Here is an 18308-nt window from a genome sequence, read left to right as displayed (position 1 = left end):
CCCTGCCATGCCCCAATCCGAGCACGAATTTTCACGTTTCTTCCGCGCCGATGACATCGCGCCGCTGGAATGCCTGGATGCCTTTTACCGCGAACAGGTATTTGCACCGCATTTTCACGAAGAATATGTGGTGAATGCCCTGCTGGCCGGGGCACAGGCTTACCGCCACCGCGGGGGCAATCATATTGCCGGGGTGGGTGCGCTGGTGTTGATGAACCCCGGCGAAGTCCACACCGGCGAGTGTGCGCACCAGCAAGGCTGGGCCTATCGCGGCTTTTATCCGTCAGCCAGCCTGATCTGCCAGCTGGCGGCCGAAATCAGCGGCCAGCCGGCTGCTACGCCCTATTTTCGCGACACCGTGGTGCTGGACCCGCAGCTGGCCGCGCAGCTGAACCAGCTGCATGCCCTGCTGCGTGACAGCCGGGACACCTTGCAGCGCGAATCTGCCCTGTATGCCGTGTTCAGTCAGGTGGTATTACGCCATATGCAGATTGCCGAGCGTCCGCAACGGCCATGGCCACAGGCGGTGGAGCGGGCCCGGCAGATGCTGGCCGACTGTGTGGCGGACAATCTGTCGCTGGCCACGCTGGCAGCGGCCGTGGGCCTGTCGCCCTGGCAGCTCAACCGGCAGTTCTCCCGGCATCTGGGTTTGCCACCGGTAGCCTGGCGCAATCAGTTGCGCGTGGTACGTGCCAGGCAAATGCTGGCTGGCGGTCATAGTCCGGCGGCTGCGGCGCAGGCACTGGGCTTTGCCGACCAGCCACACCTCACCCGTATTTTCCGTCAGGCGCTGGGCATCACCCCGGCGGCCTACCAGCGCAGCCTCCGGCGCTGAGCGCAATATCGTTCAAGCTGGCAAGCAATTGGCATGGTAGGGTAGGACTGTTCCCAATCATGATTCCCTGCCCATGTCTTATACCGGCTCCTGTCATTGCGGCGCAGTGCGCTTTCGCCTGCATGCCGAACCCGAAGAACTGACTACCTGTGATTGTTCGCTGTGCGTGAAAAAGAATGCGCTGATGACACGGGTGCATGAAAGCCAGCTGGAGATCCTGTCCGGTAGCGATGCACTGAGCGAGTACCGCTGGAATACCGGCATTGCCCGCCATTTCTTTTGCCAGCACTGCGGTATCTACACCTTCCATCGCAAGCGGGCGATGCCGGATCACTACGGCGTGAACATTCATTGTCTGGATGATTTCGATCACCGCCACTTGCCGGTGCGTGCTACAGAAGGGGCCAGCATGAGCCTGCATGGCGACAGCCTGCGTGCGGTATGGCCAGGCCCGCGGGAGGCATCATGATGCATGCCGTCAACCGTCGCGCGCTGCTGCTGGAAGGCGCGCGCGATACCGTGCCCATGCTGGTGGGGGCAGCCCCGTTCGGGGTGATTTTCGGCACGCTTGCCATTGCGGCCGGCTTGTCCCCGGCCACTGCGCTTGGCATGTCGGTGCTGGTGTTTGCCGGTTCTTCCCAGTTCATCGGCGTCAGCCTGATCGGTGCCGGCACTGCCTTGCCGGTGTTGTGGCTCACCACCTTTGTCGTAAACCTGCGTCATGCGCTGTACAGCGCCACCTTGCTGCCCTATGCCCGTGACTGGCCCTTGCGCTGGCGCTGGCCGCTGGCTTTCTGGCTGACCGATGAAACCTTTGCCGTGGTGGAGCACCGCTTTCGCACCAAGGGTACGGATGGAGGCCAGTGGTACTGGCTGGCCTCGTCACTCGCCATGTATGGCAACTGGTTGTTCTGGACCATGGTGGGGGTGAGCCTGGGTCAGTCCTTGCCAGGTCTGGCCATGCTGGGGCTGGACTTTGCCATGGGAGCGACCTTTGCCGCCATCGTGGCTCCGCAGCTCAAACGCCGCCCGGCACTGGGTGCGGCACTGGCCGCCAGTGCCGTGGCCATGCTGGCGCGTGGCCTGCCCTACAAGCTGGACCTGATGCTGGCGGCGGTGGTGGGCGTGGCCACCGGCCTGCTGCTGGAGCAGTGGCACAAGGGCAAGGAGCAGACAGCATGAATCACTGGCTTGCCATCGGCGGCATGATGCTGCTGACTGTATTGATTCGTGCCAGTTTTCTGGTGTTCGGCCAGCGACTGGCATTTCCCGACTGGCTGAACCGTGCGCTGCATTATGTGCCGGCTGCCGTATTGTCGGCACTGGTGGTGCCGATGGCGCTGGCACCGGCCGGCACGGTGGACATCAGCCTGCACAATGCCTATTTGCCGGGCATCATCGTGGCGGCACTGGTGGCATGGAAAAGCGGCAAGACCCTGCTGGCGATTGTGATCAGCTTTGTGGTGTACGGGGTGTGGCGCTGGGGGCTGGGGCTGTAAGACCGGCTGACATAGCCTTGCTAGCCGCACAGTCTGCATCGGCGCACCTTGGCGCGGATGGTCTACGCGGTTTGGTCAGTAGGGTCAGGTAACGTGTGATGGCCAGACCGGTGTGGACGGTCTGGCGACCGCTTAGCGTCGGGCATTGCCTATGCTCATCAGCATGCCCATGCCGACAAACAGGGTGACGGTGGCGGTGCCGCCATAGGAAACAAAGGGCAGCGGCACGCCCACCACCGGCAGGATACCCGCCACCATGCCCATGTTGACAAAGGCATAGACAAAGAAGGACAGGGTGATGGCACCGGCCATGGCGCGGCCGTACAGGGTTTGCGCCCCGGCTGTGATCATCATGGCGCGGCTGAGCACCAGAGTATAAAGAATCACCAGTACGATATTGCCCACCAGGCCGAATTCCTCGGAATACACGGCAAAGATGAAGTCGGTGGTGCGTTCCGGAATGTAGTCCAGATGGGTCTGGGTGCCATTGAGCCAGCCCTTGCCCCAGGGACCGCCGGAACCGATGGCAATCATGGACTGGATGATGTGGTAACCCGCGCCCAGCGGGTCTTCCATCGGGTCTATCATGGTCATTACCCGGCGGCGCTGGTAGTCATGCAACATGTTCCACACCACCGGCATGCTGGCACCGGCGGCAATCATCCCGCCCAGAATCACTTTCCACGGCAGGCCGACAAAGAACAACACAAAAAAGCCGGAAGCCGCAATCAGCATGGTGGTGCCAAGGTCGGGCTGCTTCAGCACCAGCGCGCAGGGAATGGCAATCATCACCGCCGCCACCAGGTAATGCCACCAGCGCATCGACAGTTCGTATTTCTGGAAGAACCAGGCCAGCATCATCGGCAGGGCAATCTTCATGATTTCCGACGGCTGGATGCGGGTGATGCCCAGCTCCAGCCAGCGGGTGGAACCGTTCACCGTCACGCCCTTGAAATGCACGGCCAGCAGCAATACCACCCCGATGCCGTAAATGGGCGGGGCAAAGTTCATGATGCTTTGTGGCCGGCTGCGTGCCAGCAGCCACATGATGCTGAGTGACAGCAGGGTGTAGACCAGCTTGTTGTCGATCTTGTCCAGGCCCTGGTTGTTGGCCGAATACAGCACCACCAGACTCAGGGCGAAGATCAGGCCCAGAATGATCATCAGCGGGCCGTCCAGCGGGGCCTTGATGGCCAGCCACAGGCGTTTAATCAGATGCGGCTGCAGCGTCATCGGCAGTATCCATGGGCACGGTTTTCAGGTCCCCACTGATGGAACCCGGCACCTTGCCGGTGATGTAGTAGTCGAACAGGCCGCGGGCAATCGGCGCGGCAGCAGCGGCACCAAAGCCCGCGTTTTCCACGATGATGGCCACGGCAATACGTGGTTTTTCCACCGGGGCAAAGGCGACAAACCAGGAATGGTCGCGGTATTGCTCGGCCAGGGCCGAGGCGTTGTATTTGGCACCCTGCTTGATGGCCACCACCTGGGCGGTACCGGTTTTGCCCGCCATGGTATACGGCAGGCCCACACCCAGCCGCCAGGCGGTGCCGCCGGGCTTGAGCACCGACTGCATGGCGGCTTTCACGTACTCGAAGTTTTCCTGCTTGAAGGGCAGTACATGGTCGGGCTTGGGGGCAATCAGCCGGCTCTTGCCGCTGCGCGCATCCACCACTTCCTGTACCAGGTGCGGCTTGTAGGCCACGCCGTCATTGGCCAGCGTGGCGATGCCATTCGCCATTTGCAGCGGGGTGTAGGAGTTGAAACCCTGGCCGATGCCGATACTCACCACGTCAGCCGGGTACCAGCGGCGGAATTCTTCCTTGTAGCGGGCAAAACGCTTGGCTTTCCATTCCTTGGTAGGCAGTACGCCACTGGCTTCGCCATCCAGGTCGATGCCGGTGGGACGGCCAAGGCCGAACTGGCCGACGGTGGGTGCAATCTTGTCGATGCCCATGTCCCAGGCCAGCTTGTAGAAGAAGGTATCACTGGACACCTGGATGGCCTTGGCCAGGTTGGCCGAGCCATTGCCGTTCTTGTTACTGTCGCGGAACTGGTGGCTGGAGCCGGGCAGGGTGAAGAAGGCCGGTGCCGGGCGTACATCATGCATGCCGATGGAGTGGGTTTCCAGCGCCGCCATGGCCATGAAGGGCTTGAAGGTGGAGCCGGGCGGATAGGTACCGCGCAGCGCACGGTTGATCATCGGCTTTTGCCAGTCGTTGTTCAGCGCCGCCCAGCTTTGGCTGTCGATGCCGTCGATGAACAGATTGGGGTCGAAACCCGGCTTGGACAGGAAGGCCAGCACACCGCCGGTTTGCGGGTCGATGGCCACCAACGCGCCACGGCGGTTGCCGAACAGCTTGTCGGCAACTTCCTGCAGGCGGATGTCCAGCGCCAGCTTCAGGTTGTTGCCGTTGACCGGCGGCGTGCGGCGCAGGCTGCGGATGGCGCGGCCACCGGAGTCGGTTTCCACTTCTTCAAAGCCCACCTGACCGTGCAGATCATCCTCGTACACCGCTTCCAGGCCGGTCTTGCCGATGTAATTGGTGCCCTTGTAATTGGTGCTCTTGTCTTCGTCGTCCAGCCGCTCCTGGTCTTTCTGGTTGATGCGGCCGATATAACCCAGCACATGGCTGGTGAGTTCCTTGTACGGGTAGTCGCGGAACAGCCGCGCCTTCACCTGTACGCCGGGAAAGCGCCAGGCATTCGCGGCCACGCGGGCGGCTTCTTCCTCGGTCAGCTTCACCTTGAGCGGGATGGATTCGAAATCCTTGGATTCGCCCAGCAGCTTCTTGAACAGCTTTTCGTCACGCGGGGTGATGTTCACCAGTTTGGCCAGTTCGGCAATGGTGGCATTCATGTCCGGCATCTTGCTGGGCACCAGCTCCAGCGTGTAAGCCGAATAGTTCTGCGCCAGGATGACGCCGTTGCGGTCCATGATCAGGCCGCGGTTGGGCAGGATGGGCAGCAGCGAGATGCGGTTGTTCTGCGCCAGCGTGGAAAAGTGCTCGTACTGGTACACCTGCAGCCAGACAAAACGGGCAATCAGCAGGCAGAACATCAGCAGCATGAAGACATAAGCCACAACCAGCCGAAGCTGGAACTGGCCATCTTCAGCCTGCGGGTTCTTGAAGCGGGTAGGGCGCACGACTTACACCGAATGATGACGGTAGGGCAACAGCAGCAGCTTGGTCAGCAGCGGCCACAACAGGGCACCGATCAGCGGCGGCAGGAAATAGCTCCAGCCGACAAAGGCCGAGCCGGTCAGCATGCGCGCCACCACCATGATGCTCTGGTTGCACAGCATCAGCGCCAGCACGCTCAAGGCCTGCTGGCCAAGGTTGAACATGATCAGCTGGCGTTGACGGCTCAGTGCCAGATAGGCGGTGACCGAATAGGCCAGCGCGTGCTGGCCCAGCATGCCGGCGGTGGCAATGTCGGCCACCAGCCCCATCAGGAAGGCCAGGCCTACATTCACCCGGCGCGGCTGGTTGATCACCCAGTACAGCAGCACCAGGCTGATGAAGTCCGGCAGCCAGCGGGTGGAGCCATGCGGCAGCGGCACCATTTCCACCAGCACTGCCAGCAGAAAGGTCATGAAAATGAAGCGGCGCTTGACCGGCTTGAGCAATTCCTTGGGGCGGTCGAACGACATGCTTACTCCGAATCGGCGGGCTTCTTGCCCTTGGTCTTTTTCACAGGCACGACCGGTTCGGCCGGGCGTGGCGGTGTCTGGCCCTTTTGCTGCAATACCAGCACATAGCGGGTTTGCTGCACCCCGGCCAGCGGCTCGGTGGTGATACGGCTGAATGCCGCGCCGGCATTGCGTTCTACCTTGCTGACTCGCGCCACCGGGGTTCCTTCCTGATACAGGCCGTCAATGCCGGAAGTGACAATGCTGTCGCCTTCACGCACGTCGGCATGCAAGGGCAGGTAGCGGATTTCCACGCCGCCGCCATAACCGTACAGGATGGCACGCTCGCCGGTACGGGCAATCATCACCGGCACCATCTGGTTCTTGTCGATGATCAGCGTGACTTCCGCTGTCAGCGGCTGTACGCGGGTAATCTGGCCCAGCAGGCCGCGTGCATCCACCACCGGTTGTCCCGGCTGCAAATTGGCATCGGCACCCTTGTCGATGATGATCTTGTAAGAGAAGGGGTCGCGGCCGGTGTACAACGTCTCGGCCAGCTGCGGTGCATCAGTGCGCGTGGCCTTGATGCTGTTGAGCTGACGCAACTCGTTCAGCTCCCGTTCCACCGTTTCCAGCCTGGCCAGCCGGGCGGACATTTCCAGCTGGCGGGTACGCAGCTGGTCGTTTTCGTTTTTGAGATCGGCCTGGACGGTGAAGTAGTCACCGAAATGGCGCACCATGCCCAGCGGCATGTTGACCACCCGCTGCAAGGGATAGAGCACCAGGGACATGCCATCGCGGGCCTGCTCCATCAGTCCGTAACGGCTGTCGCCCACCAGAAGCGCGATGGAGGCCAGCGCGCACAGGAACAGGCGCGTGCCGGGCTTGGGCCCGGAGCGGAAAAAGCTGGGGGTGTTGGCGAAGTCCATCAGGCGGTATGCCACCCCTTGACGGGGCGGCAGCAACTCCGTTTAGGCAACAATCAGGGTACGTTGGTGAAAATGGTGCCGATCTTGTCCATTTTTTCCAGCGCCTTGCCCGAACCGCGAACCACGCAGGTCAGCGGCTCTTCGGCCACGAATACCGGCAGGCCGGTTTCTTCGGCCAGCAAGCGGTCGATATCCTTCAGCAGTGCACCGCCACCGGTCAGTACCATGCCCTTGTCGGCAATGTCGGCACCCAGTTCCGGCGGAGTCTGTTCCAGCGCGATCTTCACGGCGGAAACGATCTGGTTCAGGGGTTCGGTCAGTGCTTCCAGGATTTCATTGGACGACACGGTGAAAGCGCGCGGAATGCCTTCAGCCAGGTTGCGGCCCTTGACTTCCATTTCGCGTACTTCGGCACCGGGGAAGGCCGAGCCGATGGTCTTCTTGATTTCTTCGGCAGTGGTTTCGCCAATCAGCATGCCGTAGTTGCGGCGGATGTAATTGATGATGGCTTCGTCGAACTTGTCGCCACCCACGCGCACACTGCCCTTGTAGACCATGCCACCCAGAGAGATCACGCCCACTTCGGTGGTGCCGCCGCCGATGTCAACGACCATGGAGCCCGAGGCCTCGGACACCGGCAGGCCTGCACCGATGGCGGCGGCCATGGGTTCCTCGATCAGGTACACCTCGGAAGCGCCCGCTCCAAGCGCGGATTCGCGGATCGCGCGGCGCTCGACCTGGGTGGAGCCGCAGGGCACGCAGATGATGATGCGCGGGCTGGGGCGGAAGGTGCTGCGCGGGTGGACCATGCGGATGAACTGCTTGAGCATCTGCTCGGTCACGGTGAAGTCGGCAATCACGCCGTCCTTCATCGGGCGGATGGCCTGGATGGAACCGGGCGTGCGGCCCAGCATCTTCTTGGCTTCCAGGCCGACGGCCAGGATGGATTTCTTGTTGGTGGGCGCGTCGCTGTGAATGGCGACCACCGACGGCTCGTCAAGCACGATGCCCTTGCCACGCATGTAAATGAGGGTGTTGGCCGTGCCAAGGTCGATGGCAAGGTCGTTGGAGAAGTATCCGGTGAGCGAACGAAACATTGGGCGGTCCTGGTTCAGTTTCCGTCAGTCGGGCGCGATGCGCGTCCGGCAAATTCTTAGCATGGGCTTGGCTTCCCGGGCCCGTCGCGGCGCAGGCCTGAGGCAGCGGACGGCGGCATTCCGGGGACATCATTGTTGCATTGCAACACGGAAATGAACAACAGGCATGACAGACAGAAAACCCTGTTGTCAGCTGCGTTTTTCCTGCTGCGATGTGTGATGTCGATCTTGGGAGAATCAAACCCCTTATGATACCCTATAAAGCTTGAAATATTAAAGGTTTTAACGAGGACGCCATGTCTCTGACGCACCAGGATGTCGCGCGGATTGCCAAGCTTGCCCGCATCAACGTAAGCGACGAAGAAATCGTCGCGGTTGGCAACCAGCTTAACAATATTTTTGGCCTGATCGAGAAGATGCAGGCCGTCAACACCGATGGCATCGAACCGATGGCGCATCCGCAGGATGTCAGCCTGCGCCTGCGTGAAGACATCGTGACCCAGACCAATCAGCGGGAGGCTTTTCAGGCCATTGCCCCGCAGGTGGAAAAGGGTTTGTTCCTCGTTCCCAAGGTAATCGAGTGAGTTTCAGAGCAATCGCTGTTCGGATGGTTCCCGCCTGGGAATCGCTTTTTTCCGAAGTGCGAAACCCGTCCTGCAGGCCGGGTGCTTCTGCTCACTGATCCCAGCTTAACCGGATATCAAGACAAAATGACGAACGCCACCCTCAAGCAACTGTCGCAACAACTGGCGGCGGGTGCGGTGTCGAGCGTGGAATTGGCCACGCAATACCTGGACCGCATCGAGGCGCTGAACCCGCAGCTGAACGCCTTCATCACCGTGGACCGCGCCCGCACCCTGGCCGATGCCGCGGCGGCCGACGCTGCCCGTGCGGCTGGCAATGCCGGCCTGCTCACCGGTGTGCCCATGGTCCACAAGGACATCTTCTGCCAGCAGGGCTGGAAAACCAGCTGTGGCTCCAGAATGCTGGACAACTTCATCTCGCCCTATAGTGCGCATGTGGTGGAACAGTGCAATGCCGCCGGGCTGGTGACGCTGGGCCGCGCCAATATGGACGAATTCGCCATGGGCTCGTCCAATGAAAACAGCTACTACGGTGCCGTGAAAAACCCGTGGGACCTGAACGCCATTCCTGGCGGCTCGTCCGGTGGTTCCGCCGCTGCTGTTGCTGCACGCCTGACGCCGGTGGCCACCGCCACCGACACTGGCGGTTCTATCCGCCAGCCGGCCAGCCACTGTGGCGTCACCGGCATCAAGCCCACTTATGGTGTGGTATCGCGCTACGGCATGGTGGCTTATGCCTCCTCGCTGGATCAGGGCGGCCCGATTGCCCAGACCGCCGAAGACTGCGCGCTGATGCTGAACGTGATGGCCGGTTTCGACGAGCGTGACTCCACCAGCCTGGAACGTGCCCGCGAAGACTACACCCGCGACCTGAACCAGCCGCTGGCCGGTTTGCGCGTGGGTCTGCCGCGCGAGTACTTTGCCGACGGCCTGGATGCCGATGTGGCCAAGGTGATTGAAGACGCGGTGGCCGAGCTGAAAAAGCAGGGCGCACAGGTGGTGGACATCAGCTTGCCCAATACCGAGCTGTCCATCCCGGCCTACTACGTGATTGCCCCGGCCGAGGCCTCCACCAACCTGTCGCGTTACGATGGCGTGCGTTACGGCCACCGTGCGGCGGATTACAAAGATCTGGTGGACATGTATGAGAAGACCCGCGCCGAAGGTTTCGGCGCCGAGGTCAAGCGCCGCATTCTGGTGGGCAGCTATGTGCTGTCGCACGGCTATTACGATGCTTACTACCTGAAAGCGCAGAAAATCCGCCGCCTGATTGCCAACGACTTCACCGCCGCATTTGCGCAGTGTGACGTGATCCTGGGGCCGGTGGCACCGACTGCCGCTTTCAATATCGGCGAGAAATCCGGCGATCCGGTGCAGATGTACCTGTCCGACATCTACACCCTGTCGGTCAACCTGGCCGGCCTGCCCGGCATGAGCGTGCCGGCCGGTTTCGACCGTCAGGGCCGCCCGGTGGGTTTGCAGATCATCGGCAATTATTTTGGCGAAGCAAAAATGCTGAATGTGGCGCACCAGTTCCAGTTGGCTACCGACTGGCACACCCGCGCTCCCGCCCTGTAATCAAGACCGTAGCGGGGCGGCGCAGCGTCCGCCCCTGTCGGCATAGCAAAAGGATTTCTCCGCGATGAAATGGGAAGTCGTCATCGGTCTTGAGGTGCATGTGCAGCTCAACACCGCTACCAAGATTTTTTCCGGCACCAGCACCGCCTTTGGTGCCGAGCCGAACACCCAGGCCTCGGCCGTGGAACTGGCCTTTCCCGGCGTGCTGCCGGTGATGAACAAGGCCGTGGTGGAAAAAGCCATCCGCCTGGGCCTGGCACTGGGTTCCAAGATCAACCAGAAGAACGTATTTGCGCGCAAAAACTACTTCTACCCCGACCTGCCCAAGGGCTACCAGATCAGCCAGATGGAGCTGCCTATCGTCGAAGGCGGCGTATTGCCGATTCTGGTGGGCGAGGAAGAAAAGCTGGTCAAGCTGACCCGTGCCCACATGGAAGAAGATGCCGGCAAATCGCTGCATGAAGACTTCAGCGGCATGACCGGCATCGACCTCAACCGCGCCGGCACCCCGCTCCTGGAAGTGGTATCCGAGCCGGACATGCGCTCGCCGGAAGAAGCCGTGGCCTATGCCCGCGCCCTGCACAGTCTGGTGATGTGGCTGGGCATTTGCGACGGCAACATGCAGGAAGGCAGCTTCCGTGTGGACGCCAACGTTTCGGTGCGCCCGTTCGGTCAGCAGGAATTCGGCACCCGCCGTGAAATCAAGAACCTGAACTCCTTCCGCTTCCTGGAGCAGGCCATCAAGTATGAAATCCAGTGGCAGATCGACACCCTGGAAGATGGCGGCCGCGTGGAGCAGGCAACCGTGCTGTTCGACCCGGACAGCGGCGAAACCCGCATGATGCGTAGCAAGGAAGACGCGCACGACTACCGCTACTTCCCCGATCCGGACTTGCTGCCGGTACGCATCAGCGACGAGCAGATCGCCCGCATCCGCAGCGAAATGCCGGAACTGCCCAGCGCCATGAAGGCCCGCTTTGTCGAAGCCTTCGGCGTATCAGCCTACGACGCGGCCCTGCTGACCGGCAACCGCGCCACGGCAGAATATTTCGAAGCCGTTGCCCAGGCCTCCAGTCAGGGCAAGCTGGCCGCCAACTGGGTGAATGGTGAAATCGCCGCCCGCCTGAACCGCGAAGGCAAGGACATTGGCGATTGCCCGATCTCGGCCGAACGCCTGACCGGCCTGATCCAGCGCATTGCCGACAACACCCTGTCCAGCAAGCTGGCCAAGCAAGTGTTCGATGCCTTGTGGGATAGCGATCTGTCTGCCGATGCCATCATCGAGCGTGACGGCCTGAAACAGGTGTCTGACGTGGGTGCCATCGAGAAGATGGTGGAAGAAGCCATTGCCGCCAACCCCAAGGCGGTGGAGGAATTCCGCGCCGGCAAGGAAAAGGCACTGAATGCCTTGGCCGGTCAGGTGATGAAAGCTTCCAAGGGCAAGGCCAACCCGGCCCAGGTGCAGGAAATCCTGAAGCAGAAACTGGCCTGATCCGGGCCTTTGAGCTTCAGCAAGCGGAACGGCATGTACAGTGCATGCCGTTCCGTTTTTTCTTTTTCAATCATTTCTTTCAGGTGCTGCGCAATCATCGCACGCTGTCTGATGTTCTTGTCATTAAAAATCATTGTGTTGCCTTCCTGCACCATTCCAGTTCATAGCTCACTTTGACAGTGCTTATTAACTCACTGATTTGACACGGAAAGCACATTTTCACCGTGCCGCTAAGTCATTGTCGCAAAAGGTGAATTAGCACCAAGTGATGTTGACCGTAGTGCAGTTCTTTCTTATAGTGGCGGAAAGTGGGGTGAAGTGGGTAAAAGTGGGGCGACGGCCCCTCAACTTTCAGCGGTGGTTTCCAGCTCATGATTGGTGGCGTCAGCATTGTCTCTCTTGATAGCAAGGGTCGTTTGGCCATTCCGGCCAAACACCGTGAGACACTGCTGTCCGCGTTTGGCCACAAGCTGGTGGTGACCCTCGAATCTCCCGATCATCTGCTGATTTACCCCGAACCCAACTGGCGTCCGGTCGAAGCCCGCCTTCTCGCCCTTCCCACCGGCAATCCCACGCTGAAACGCTACCAGCGCCTCGTGCTTGGCCACGCAGAAACGCTGGAAATGGACAGCGCCGGACGCATCCTGCTTCCCTCCCGCCTGCGCGATCTGGTCGGCCTCGACAAGGACGTGGCACTGGTGGGCATGGGTAACCGCTTCGAGCTGTGGAATGCCGAGGAATGGGACAGCCAGACCAATGACGCCCTGGCAATAGACCAAGCCGACCTGGCACAACATCTTGGAGACTTTACGCTGTGAACCCCACCCCGTTCGTGCATCGCACGGTGCTGCTTGCCGAGGCTGTCGAAGCACTCGCCATCAAGCCTGATGGCGTGTACGTCGACTGCACCTTTGGCCGAGGTGGTCATAGCCGCTTGATCCTGTCACGGCTGGGCCCCGAAGGCCGGCTGATTGCCTTTGACAAGGATCCGGAAGCCATCGCCGAAGCCGAACGGCTGGCGGCAGAAGACAGCCGTTTCACCATTGTCCACAACGGTTTCGAGACCCTGGGTCAGGAACTGGCCCGCCTGGGTGTGGCCACGGTGAATGGTGTATTGATGGATCTGGGCGTGTCCTCGCCACAGATCGACGATGGCCGTCGCGGATTCAGTTTCCGTTTCGACGCGCCGCTGGACATGCGCATGGACACCACCCGCGGCATTACCGCCGCCCAGTGGCTGGCCAGTGCGGAAGAAGACGAAATCAAAGAGGTCATCAAGACTTATGGTGAAGAGCGGTTTGCTCGCAAGATCGCAGCAGCCATTGTTGCGCAACGGGAGCTCGCTCCCATCCAGACCACGCGTGAGCTCGCCTTGCTCGTTGGGAAAAACGTCCGTACTCGGGAACCGGGTCAGGACCCAGCCACGCGTACCTTCCAGGCGATCCGGATCTTTGTGAACCGCGAGCTGGACGAGCTCAAGGCCGTCCTGCCGCAGGCGGCGCGCCATCTGGCTGAAGACGGCCGTCTGGCCATCATCAGCTTCCACTCGCTGGAAGACCGCATCGTCAAGCAATACCTGCGCGATGCCAGCAGTGTGGAAAAGCTGCCCAGCTGGGTGATGGTGCGGGCCGAAGACATGGCCCAGCCCCCACTCAACAGCGTAGGCAAGGCCGTGCGCGCCAGCGAAGAAGAGATCCGTGAAAACCCCCGTTCGCGCAGTGCCATCATGCGTGTTGCCCAACGCACGGCTGCGCCGTGGCGTGAGGGGGATGCATGAACCGTCTGTGCGCGATTCTCCTGACTCTTGTGGTGGTGTCCGCCTGGTCGGTGGTCACGTCCCAGCACGTGTCGCGCAGGCTGTACAGCGACCTGCAGAAAGAGCAGAAATCCGCCCAGCAGCTGGAAGTGGAGTATGGCCAGTTGCAACTGGAGCAAAGTACCTGGGGTGCCCATGCGGTGATTGAAAAAGCCGCCAGCACCCGTCTGGGCATGCACACGCCAGACCCGCGCCAGATCCAGGTCATTACCCCGCGGGGAGGAGCCTGATGCGCACCAGCTACTCGGCCCACCAGCGTGAACGCATTGCGGATGCCAGCCCTGCCCTGAAAATGACGGCAGGGCGTGTGCGTTTTGTATTGCTGATGCTTGGCATGCTGTTTCTGGCGCTGATCGGCCGCGCCATTTACCTGCAAGTGGTGCAGCAGGACTTCCTGCAAGGCCAGGGCGAGGCCCGTTTCCGCCGCGCGATGACGCTGGAAGCCAACCGCGGGGTGATTACCGACCGCAATGGCGAACCCTTGGCCATCAGCTCGCCGGTGCAAACCATCTGGGCCAGCCCGGCCGACATGGAGCCCATCCCCCCGGCCAAGCTGCGCGAGCTGGGCAGCATGCTGGACATCAGCCCGGAAGAGCTGGCTACCAAACTGTCCGACCGCAAGAAGGAATTCGTCTACATCAAGCGCCAGATCAGCCCGGAGCTGGCTGACAAGGTGATGGCGCTGGGCATTCCCGGCATTGCCAAACAACAGGAATACCGCCGTTTTTACCCGGCTGGCGAAATCATCTCCCACATCATCGGTTTCACCGGGGTGGATGGCAAAGGCCAGGAAGGGGTAGAGCTGGCACGCGAAAAAATGCTGGCTGGCAAGGATGGTCGCCGCGTGGTGATCAAGGATCGCCGTGGCCACATCATTGAAGATGTCGCCGCCATTGAACCGCCCAAGGACGGGCAGACCCTGGCTCTGGCGGTGGATCACCGCATCCAGTACCTGGCTTACCGCGAAATCAAGGCAGCCGTGGAAGAGAACAAGGCCAAGGCCGGCAGTGTGGTGGTGCTGGATGCCAAGTCCGGCGAGCTGCTGGCATTGGCCAATTACCCTTCGTTCAACCCCAATAACCGGGTTGGCACCACGCCGGAAATGCTGCGCAACCGCGCGGTGATCGACTTGTTCGAGCCGGGTTCCACCATGAAGCCGCTGTCGATCTCGCTGGCGCTGGAACACGGCAAGACCACAGTCAACTCGGTGCTGGATACCCACACCTACATGATTGGCCCGGCCACCATCCGTGATGTGTCGCCACAAGCCAGCCTGAACATCCTGGGCATCATCCAGAAGTCGTCCAACGTGGGTACCAGCAAGCTGGCGCTGTTGAGCAGCCCGCAGGATTTCTGGACCTACTACGACTCGCTGGGCTTTGGCCGTGCCCCCAATACCGGCTTTCCTGGCGAGGCGGCTGGACGCCTGCGCGACTGGAAGAACTGGCGGCCCATCGAACAGGCCACCATGTCCTTTGGCTATGGCGTATCGGTCAGCCTGATCCAGATGGCCCGTGCCTACACCATCTTTACCAATGATGGCGTGATGCTGCCCATCTCGCTGTACAAGACCAACAACCCGATGCCGGGCAAGCGGGTGCTGAGCGAAAAAACCGCCCACGAAATGCATGACCTGCTGGTTGCCAACAGCGAACCGGGTGGCGGTGCTGTTGGTGGCCGCATCATCGGTTACAGCATCGGCGGCAAGAGCGGTACCGCGCGCAAGCTGGAAGGCCGCACCTATGTGGCCAACAAGCACCGCGCACTGTTCATCGGCTTTGCCCCGGGCAAGAACCCCAAACTGATCGTGGCCGTGATGATTGACGAACCCACGGCCGGCAAATACTACGGCGGTGCCATTTCCGCACCGGTGTTTTCCCAGGTGGCTGGCGGCGCGCTGCGCGTGCTGAATGTGCAGCCGGACGAGCCGTCCAATAACAGCTTGCTGCCGGATTCCACTCCGGTCCCTGCGGATTTTTGAAGAAACAGAACATGAAAAGTCGCCTGACAAGCTTGCCGGACTGGGATCCGGCAGAACTGAACCAGCTGGGCTTCCCCATCAAACGGGTAGAAGCGGACAGCCGCCGTGTATTGCCCGGCGATGTCTTCCTGGCCTGCCGCGGTGAATACACCGATGGCCGCGACTTCATCCCTGCCGCGCTGGAAAAAGGTGCGGCTGCCGTACTGTGGGATGCCGCCGACGGATTCAGCTGGAATCCGGACTGGCAAATCCCCAACCTGCCTGTCCCCGCCCTGCGCGAGCGGGCCGGCATGGTGGCAGCACATGTTTATGGCCAGCCCAGCCAGGCGATGACGGTGATCGGCATTACCGGCACCAATGGCAAGACTTCCATTTCCCACTGGCTGGCGCAGGCGTTTTCCTTGCTGGGCCAGAAAGCCGCCTTGATCGGCACCGTGGGTAACGGTTTTTATGGCGAACTGACCCAAACCACGCACACCACACCGGACCCGGTCACCGTACAGCAAAAACTGGCCGAATACCGTCGTCAGGGCGCGCATGTGGTGACCATGGAAGTATCCAGCCATGGCCTGGACCAGGCACGGGTGAACGGTGTGAGTTTTGCCACCGCGGTGTTCACCAATCTGACCCGCGACCATCTGGACTACCACGGTAGCATGGAAGCCTACGGCGCGGCCAAGGCCAAGCTGTTCCACTGGGAAGGCCTCAAGCATGCGGTCATCAATGTGGACGACCCGTTTGGTCGTCAGCTGGCGCAGGACATCGATGCCAGCGCTACCCAGGTAGTCAGCTACGGCCTGACCCAGGGCGATGTGCGCCCGCTCAGCCTGACGGCAAATCTGGATGGCCTGCAACTGCGGGTCACCACGCCATGGGGCGAGGTAGAGGTACGCACCGGTCTGGTAGGCCGGTTCAATGCCAGCAACCTGCTGGCCTGTCTCGCCACCCTGTGTGTCAACGGCATCAGCCTGACTGATGCTGCGGCCGTGATGGCGCGCATCCAGCCGGCCCGTGGCCGCATGCAGAGCATTGGCGGCAGTCACGAACCACTGGTGGTGATTGATTACGCTCATACCCCGGATGCGCTGGAAAAGGCACTGGCCACGCTGGCCGATATCCGCCCCGCAGGCAGCAAGCTGTATTGCGTGTTTGGTTGCGGTGGCGACCGCGATCCGGGCAAGCGCCCGATGATGGGCGAAATCGCCGAGCGCATCGCCGATGTGGCGGTGGTGACCAGCGACAATCCGCGTACCGAAAATCCGCAAACCATCATCGACCACATTCTGGCCGGCATGAGCCATCCCGGTCATGTTGAAGCCGATCGCGCCGCCGCCATTCATTGGGCGGTGAGTCAGGCGCAGGCGGGCGATATCGTGCTGATTGCCGGCAAGGGGCACGAGGAATACCAGGATATCGGCGGTGTGAAACACCCGTTCTCCGATTTCCGCATTGCCGAAGAAGCGCTGACGGCCTGGGGAGACAAGGCATGATGACCTTGCAGCAGGCTGCGCATTGGGCAGTTGGCACCCTGTCGGGCGCAGACGGGCAAGCCCGTTTGAGCCGCGTGGTGACCGACAGCCGTGCCGTACAGCCGGGCGATTTGTTTGTCGCGCTCAAGGGCGAGCGTTTTGATGCACATGACTTTGTGGCCGATGTACTGGCGCGCGGTGCCGTCGCTGCACTGGTGGCAGAGGACTTTGCGCTCGACAACGCCAGCCTGATCAAGGTGGACGACACCCGGCTGGCGCTGGGTCGTCTGGCCGCAGGCTGGGCCGCCGCCCTGCCGGCACTGCGCGTGGGCATTACCGGCTCCAACGGCAAGACCACGGTCAAGGAAATGCTCAGCGCCATTCTCAAGGCCCATGCCGGAGAGCAGGCGGTGCACGCTACCGCCGGCAACTTCAACAACGACATCGGCCTGCCGCTGACCTTGCTGGGGCTGACTGCCGCCCACCGTTATGCGGTGCTGGAAATGGGCATGAACCACCACGGCGAGCTGACTTATCTGAGCAGCCTGGCCCGTCCGCAAGTGGCACTGGTCAACAATGCCATGCGTGCCCACATCGGCCATTTTGCCGATACCGCCGACATCGCCCGTGCCAAGGCGGAAATCTTCTCCGGCCTGCCCGCGGACGGCGTGGCCATCGTCAATGCCGATGACGCCAATATTGCGCTGTTCCGTGCTGCCGCCGGTACGCACCGTATCTGCAGCTTCGGCCTGCAGCAGCAGGCGGACATCAGCGCGCGTGACATCAGCCTGCAGGCACTGGGCAGCCGCTTTACCCTGTGCAGCCCGCAAGGCGAGCAGGCCATCAGCCTGCCGGCACCGGGCGAACACAATGTGCGCAATGCGCTGGCCGCAGCGGCCATGGCCCTGGCGCTGGACGTGCCGCTGGCGGCCATTGCTGCCGGTCTGGCGGTGTTCGGTAATGCCAAGGGCCGTCTGCAACAGAAAACCGGCCGTCACGGCGGCGTGGTGATTGACGACAGCTACAACGCCAATCCGGATTCGATGAAAGCCGGTATCGACGTGCTGGCCGGTTTGCCCGCACCGCACTGCTTTGTCATGGGTGACATCGGCGAGCTGGGCGAGACTGCAGCGCAAATGCATGCCGAGGTGGGCGAGCACGCCCGCCTGCGCGGCATTGCACAGCTGGTGACGCTGGGCGAACTCAGCCATCACGCTGCCGCCGCCTTTGGCGACGGCGCACACAGTTTTGATGATTTCACGGCGTTGGCCAGCTGGCTGGACGCCAATTTGCAAGCGGGAGCTTCCGTGCTGGTGAAAGGCTCGCGCTTCATGCGTATGGAACGGGTGGTGGAACACCTGACGACCGCAAAACAACAAGAAGAGGGAGTGTAA

Annotated in this window: 18 protein-coding genes; 13 read left to right on the top strand and 5 right to left on the bottom strand. The window is 61.5% G+C overall.

Annotated features, from left to right (window positions below; all coding sequences use genetic code 11):
- Positions 1–7 precede the first annotated feature (7 nt).
- The 4 genes from ACE3SE_RS02710 (at position 8) to ACE3SE_RS02695 (ending at position 2334) form a co-directional block, all read left to right on the top strand.
- On the top strand, positions 8–835 hold the full coding sequence (locus tag ACE3SE_RS02710) for an AraC family transcriptional regulator (RefSeq protein WP_131356433.1): 828 nt from the start codon (positions 8–10) through the stop codon (positions 833–835).
- Positions 836–908: 73 nt separating this feature from the next.
- Positions 909–1304, top strand: coding sequence for a GFA family protein (locus tag ACE3SE_RS02705; RefSeq protein ID WP_045846506.1), 396 nt, complete (start codon positions 909–911; stop codon positions 1302–1304).
- Positions 1301–2017, top strand: a complete 717-nt coding sequence (locus ACE3SE_RS02700; protein ID WP_374553750.1) for an AzlC family ABC transporter permease — start codon at positions 1301–1303, stop codon at positions 2015–2017. Before ACE3SE_RS02705 ends, ACE3SE_RS02700 begins: the two co-directional genes overlap by 4 nt.
- Positions 2014–2334 carry an AzlD domain-containing protein gene (locus tag ACE3SE_RS02695; RefSeq protein WP_045846504.1) on the top strand — a complete coding sequence of 107 codons (321 nt, stop codon included), beginning with the start codon at positions 2014–2016 and terminating at the stop codon, positions 2332–2334. The genes ACE3SE_RS02700 and ACE3SE_RS02695 overlap by 4 nt, the downstream gene beginning before the upstream one ends.
- Positions 2335–2466: 132 nt before the next feature.
- Here the strand turns inward: ACE3SE_RS02695 and rodA are convergent, their stop codons facing one another.
- Genes rodA through ACE3SE_RS02670 form a run of 5 tightly spaced genes read right to left on the bottom strand, consistent with a single transcriptional unit; the run spans position 2467 to position 7994 of the window.
- Positions 2467–3567 (bottom strand): rod shape-determining protein RodA, encoded by a 1101-nt coding sequence (gene rodA, locus ACE3SE_RS02690; protein WP_197077158.1) that lies wholly within the window; start codon positions 3565–3567, stop codon positions 2467–2469.
- Complete coding sequence (gene mrdA / locus ACE3SE_RS02685; protein WP_374553749.1) at positions 3542–5482, bottom strand: penicillin-binding protein 2; 1941 nt, start codon at positions 5480–5482, stop codon at positions 3542–3544. The genes rodA and mrdA overlap by 26 nt, the downstream gene beginning before the upstream one ends.
- A gap of 3 nt (positions 5483–5485) precedes the next feature.
- Entirely contained in the window at positions 5486–5989 is a 504-nt protein-coding gene (mreD, locus tag ACE3SE_RS02680; protein ID WP_045846502.1) for a rod shape-determining protein MreD, read from the bottom strand.
- 2 nt (positions 5990–5991) lie between these two features.
- Complete coding sequence (gene mreC, locus ACE3SE_RS02675) at positions 5992–6897, bottom strand: rod shape-determining protein MreC (RefSeq protein WP_062788758.1); 906 nt, start codon at positions 6895–6897, stop codon at positions 5992–5994.
- A 53-nt stretch (positions 6898–6950) separates the two neighbouring features.
- Complete coding sequence (locus ACE3SE_RS02670) at positions 6951–7994, bottom strand: rod shape-determining protein (RefSeq protein ID WP_374553747.1); 1044 nt, start codon at positions 7992–7994, stop codon at positions 6951–6953.
- Positions 7995–8290: 296 nt separating this feature from the next.
- Here ACE3SE_RS02670 and gatC point away from each other — a divergent pair, with 296 nt between their 5' ends.
- From gatC to ACE3SE_RS02625, 9 genes are all read left to right on the top strand, one after another.
- Positions 8291–8578 (top strand): Asp-tRNA(Asn)/Glu-tRNA(Gln) amidotransferase subunit GatC, encoded by a 288-nt coding sequence (gene gatC / locus ACE3SE_RS02665; protein WP_045846500.1) that lies wholly within the window; start codon positions 8291–8293, stop codon positions 8576–8578.
- Between the two features lie 126 nt (positions 8579–8704).
- Complete coding sequence (gatA, locus tag ACE3SE_RS02660) at positions 8705–10156, top strand: Asp-tRNA(Asn)/Glu-tRNA(Gln) amidotransferase subunit GatA (RefSeq protein WP_374553745.1); 1452 nt, start codon at positions 8705–8707, stop codon at positions 10154–10156.
- Positions 10157–10220: 64 nt separating this feature from the next.
- Entirely contained in the window at positions 10221–11648 is a 1428-nt protein-coding gene (gatB, locus tag ACE3SE_RS02655) for an Asp-tRNA(Asn)/Glu-tRNA(Gln) amidotransferase subunit GatB (RefSeq protein ID WP_374553744.1), read from the top strand.
- A 371-nt stretch (positions 11649–12019) separates the two neighbouring features.
- Entirely contained in the window at positions 12020–12466 is a 447-nt protein-coding gene (gene mraZ / locus ACE3SE_RS02650) for a division/cell wall cluster transcriptional repressor MraZ (RefSeq protein ID WP_374553743.1), read from the top strand.
- A complete protein-coding gene (gene rsmH, locus ACE3SE_RS02645; protein WP_045846496.1) occupies positions 12463–13425 on the top strand; it encodes a 16S rRNA (cytosine(1402)-N(4))-methyltransferase RsmH in 963 nt (320 codons plus the stop codon). The genes mraZ and rsmH overlap by 4 nt, the downstream gene beginning before the upstream one ends.
- A complete protein-coding gene (gene ftsL, locus ACE3SE_RS02640; protein ID WP_045846495.1) occupies positions 13422–13694 on the top strand; it encodes a cell division protein FtsL in 273 nt (90 codons plus the stop codon). The genes rsmH and ftsL overlap by 4 nt, the downstream gene beginning before the upstream one ends.
- Positions 13694–15445, top strand: a complete 1752-nt coding sequence (locus ACE3SE_RS02635; protein ID WP_374553740.1) for a peptidoglycan D,D-transpeptidase FtsI family protein — start codon at positions 13694–13696, stop codon at positions 15443–15445. The genes ftsL and ACE3SE_RS02635 overlap by 1 nt, the downstream gene beginning before the upstream one ends.
- 11 nt (positions 15446–15456) lie before the next feature.
- Positions 15457–16935, top strand: coding sequence for a UDP-N-acetylmuramoyl-L-alanyl-D-glutamate--2,6-diaminopimelate ligase (locus ACE3SE_RS02630; protein ID WP_374553738.1), 1479 nt, complete (start codon positions 15457–15459; stop codon positions 16933–16935).
- On the top strand, positions 16932–18308 hold the full coding sequence (locus tag ACE3SE_RS02625) for a UDP-N-acetylmuramoyl-tripeptide--D-alanyl-D-alanine ligase (RefSeq protein WP_062788746.1): 1377 nt from the start codon (positions 16932–16934) through the stop codon (positions 18306–18308). Before ACE3SE_RS02630 ends, ACE3SE_RS02625 begins: the two co-directional genes overlap by 4 nt.

This window comes from Aquitalea pelogenes, from assembly GCF_041914625.1.
In the GTDB taxonomy this organism is placed as follows: Bacteria; Pseudomonadota; Gammaproteobacteria; order Burkholderiales; family Chromobacteriaceae; genus Aquitalea; species Aquitalea pelogenes.
Note: the sequence above shows the minus strand (reverse complement) of the source record. Positions and strands in the feature narration are given on the sequence as shown.

Excerpts from the sequence above, each read along its gene's own strand:
- mreC (WP_062788758.1), bottom strand. The coding sequence starts at position 6,897 with ATGGACTTCGCCAACACCCCCAGCTTTTTCCGCTCCGGGCCCAAGCCC.
- ACE3SE_RS02630 (WP_374553738.1), top strand. The coding sequence starts at position 15,457 with ATGAAAAGTCGCCTGACAAGCTTGCCGGACTGGGATCCGGCAGAACTG.
- mreD (WP_045846502.1), bottom strand. The coding sequence starts at position 5,989 with ATGTCGTTCGACCGCCCCAAGGAATTGCTCAAGCCGGTCAAGCGCCGC.
- gatA (WP_374553745.1), top strand. The coding sequence starts at position 8,705 with ATGACGAACGCCACCCTCAAGCAACTGTCGCAACAACTGGCGGCGGGT.
- ACE3SE_RS02625 (WP_062788746.1), top strand. The coding sequence starts at position 16,932 with ATGATGACCTTGCAGCAGGCTGCGCATTGGGCAGTTGGCACCCTGTCG.
- ftsL (WP_045846495.1), top strand. The coding sequence starts at position 13,422 with ATGAACCGTCTGTGCGCGATTCTCCTGACTCTTGTGGTGGTGTCCGCC.
- gatC (WP_045846500.1), top strand. The coding sequence starts at position 8,291 with ATGTCTCTGACGCACCAGGATGTCGCGCGGATTGCCAAGCTTGCCCGC.
- ACE3SE_RS02705 (WP_045846506.1), top strand. The coding sequence starts at position 909 with ATGTCTTATACCGGCTCCTGTCATTGCGGCGCAGTGCGCTTTCGCCTG.
- gatB (WP_374553744.1), top strand. The coding sequence starts at position 10,221 with ATGAAATGGGAAGTCGTCATCGGTCTTGAGGTGCATGTGCAGCTCAAC.
- ACE3SE_RS02670 (WP_374553747.1), bottom strand. The coding sequence starts at position 7,994 with ATGTTTCGTTCGCTCACCGGATACTTCTCCAACGACCTTGCCATCGAC.
- ACE3SE_RS02700 (WP_374553750.1), top strand. The coding sequence starts at position 1,301 with ATGATGCATGCCGTCAACCGTCGCGCGCTGCTGCTGGAAGGCGCGCGC.
- ACE3SE_RS02635 (WP_374553740.1), top strand. The coding sequence starts at position 13,694 with ATGCGCACCAGCTACTCGGCCCACCAGCGTGAACGCATTGCGGATGCC.
- ACE3SE_RS02710 (WP_131356433.1), top strand. The coding sequence starts at position 8 with ATGCCCCAATCCGAGCACGAATTTTCACGTTTCTTCCGCGCCGATGAC.
- ACE3SE_RS02695 (WP_045846504.1), top strand. The coding sequence starts at position 2,014 with ATGAATCACTGGCTTGCCATCGGCGGCATGATGCTGCTGACTGTATTG.
- mraZ (WP_374553743.1), top strand. The coding sequence starts at position 12,020 with ATGATTGGTGGCGTCAGCATTGTCTCTCTTGATAGCAAGGGTCGTTTG.
- rodA (WP_197077158.1), bottom strand. The coding sequence starts at position 3,567 with ATGACGCTGCAGCCGCATCTGATTAAACGCCTGTGGCTGGCCATCAAG.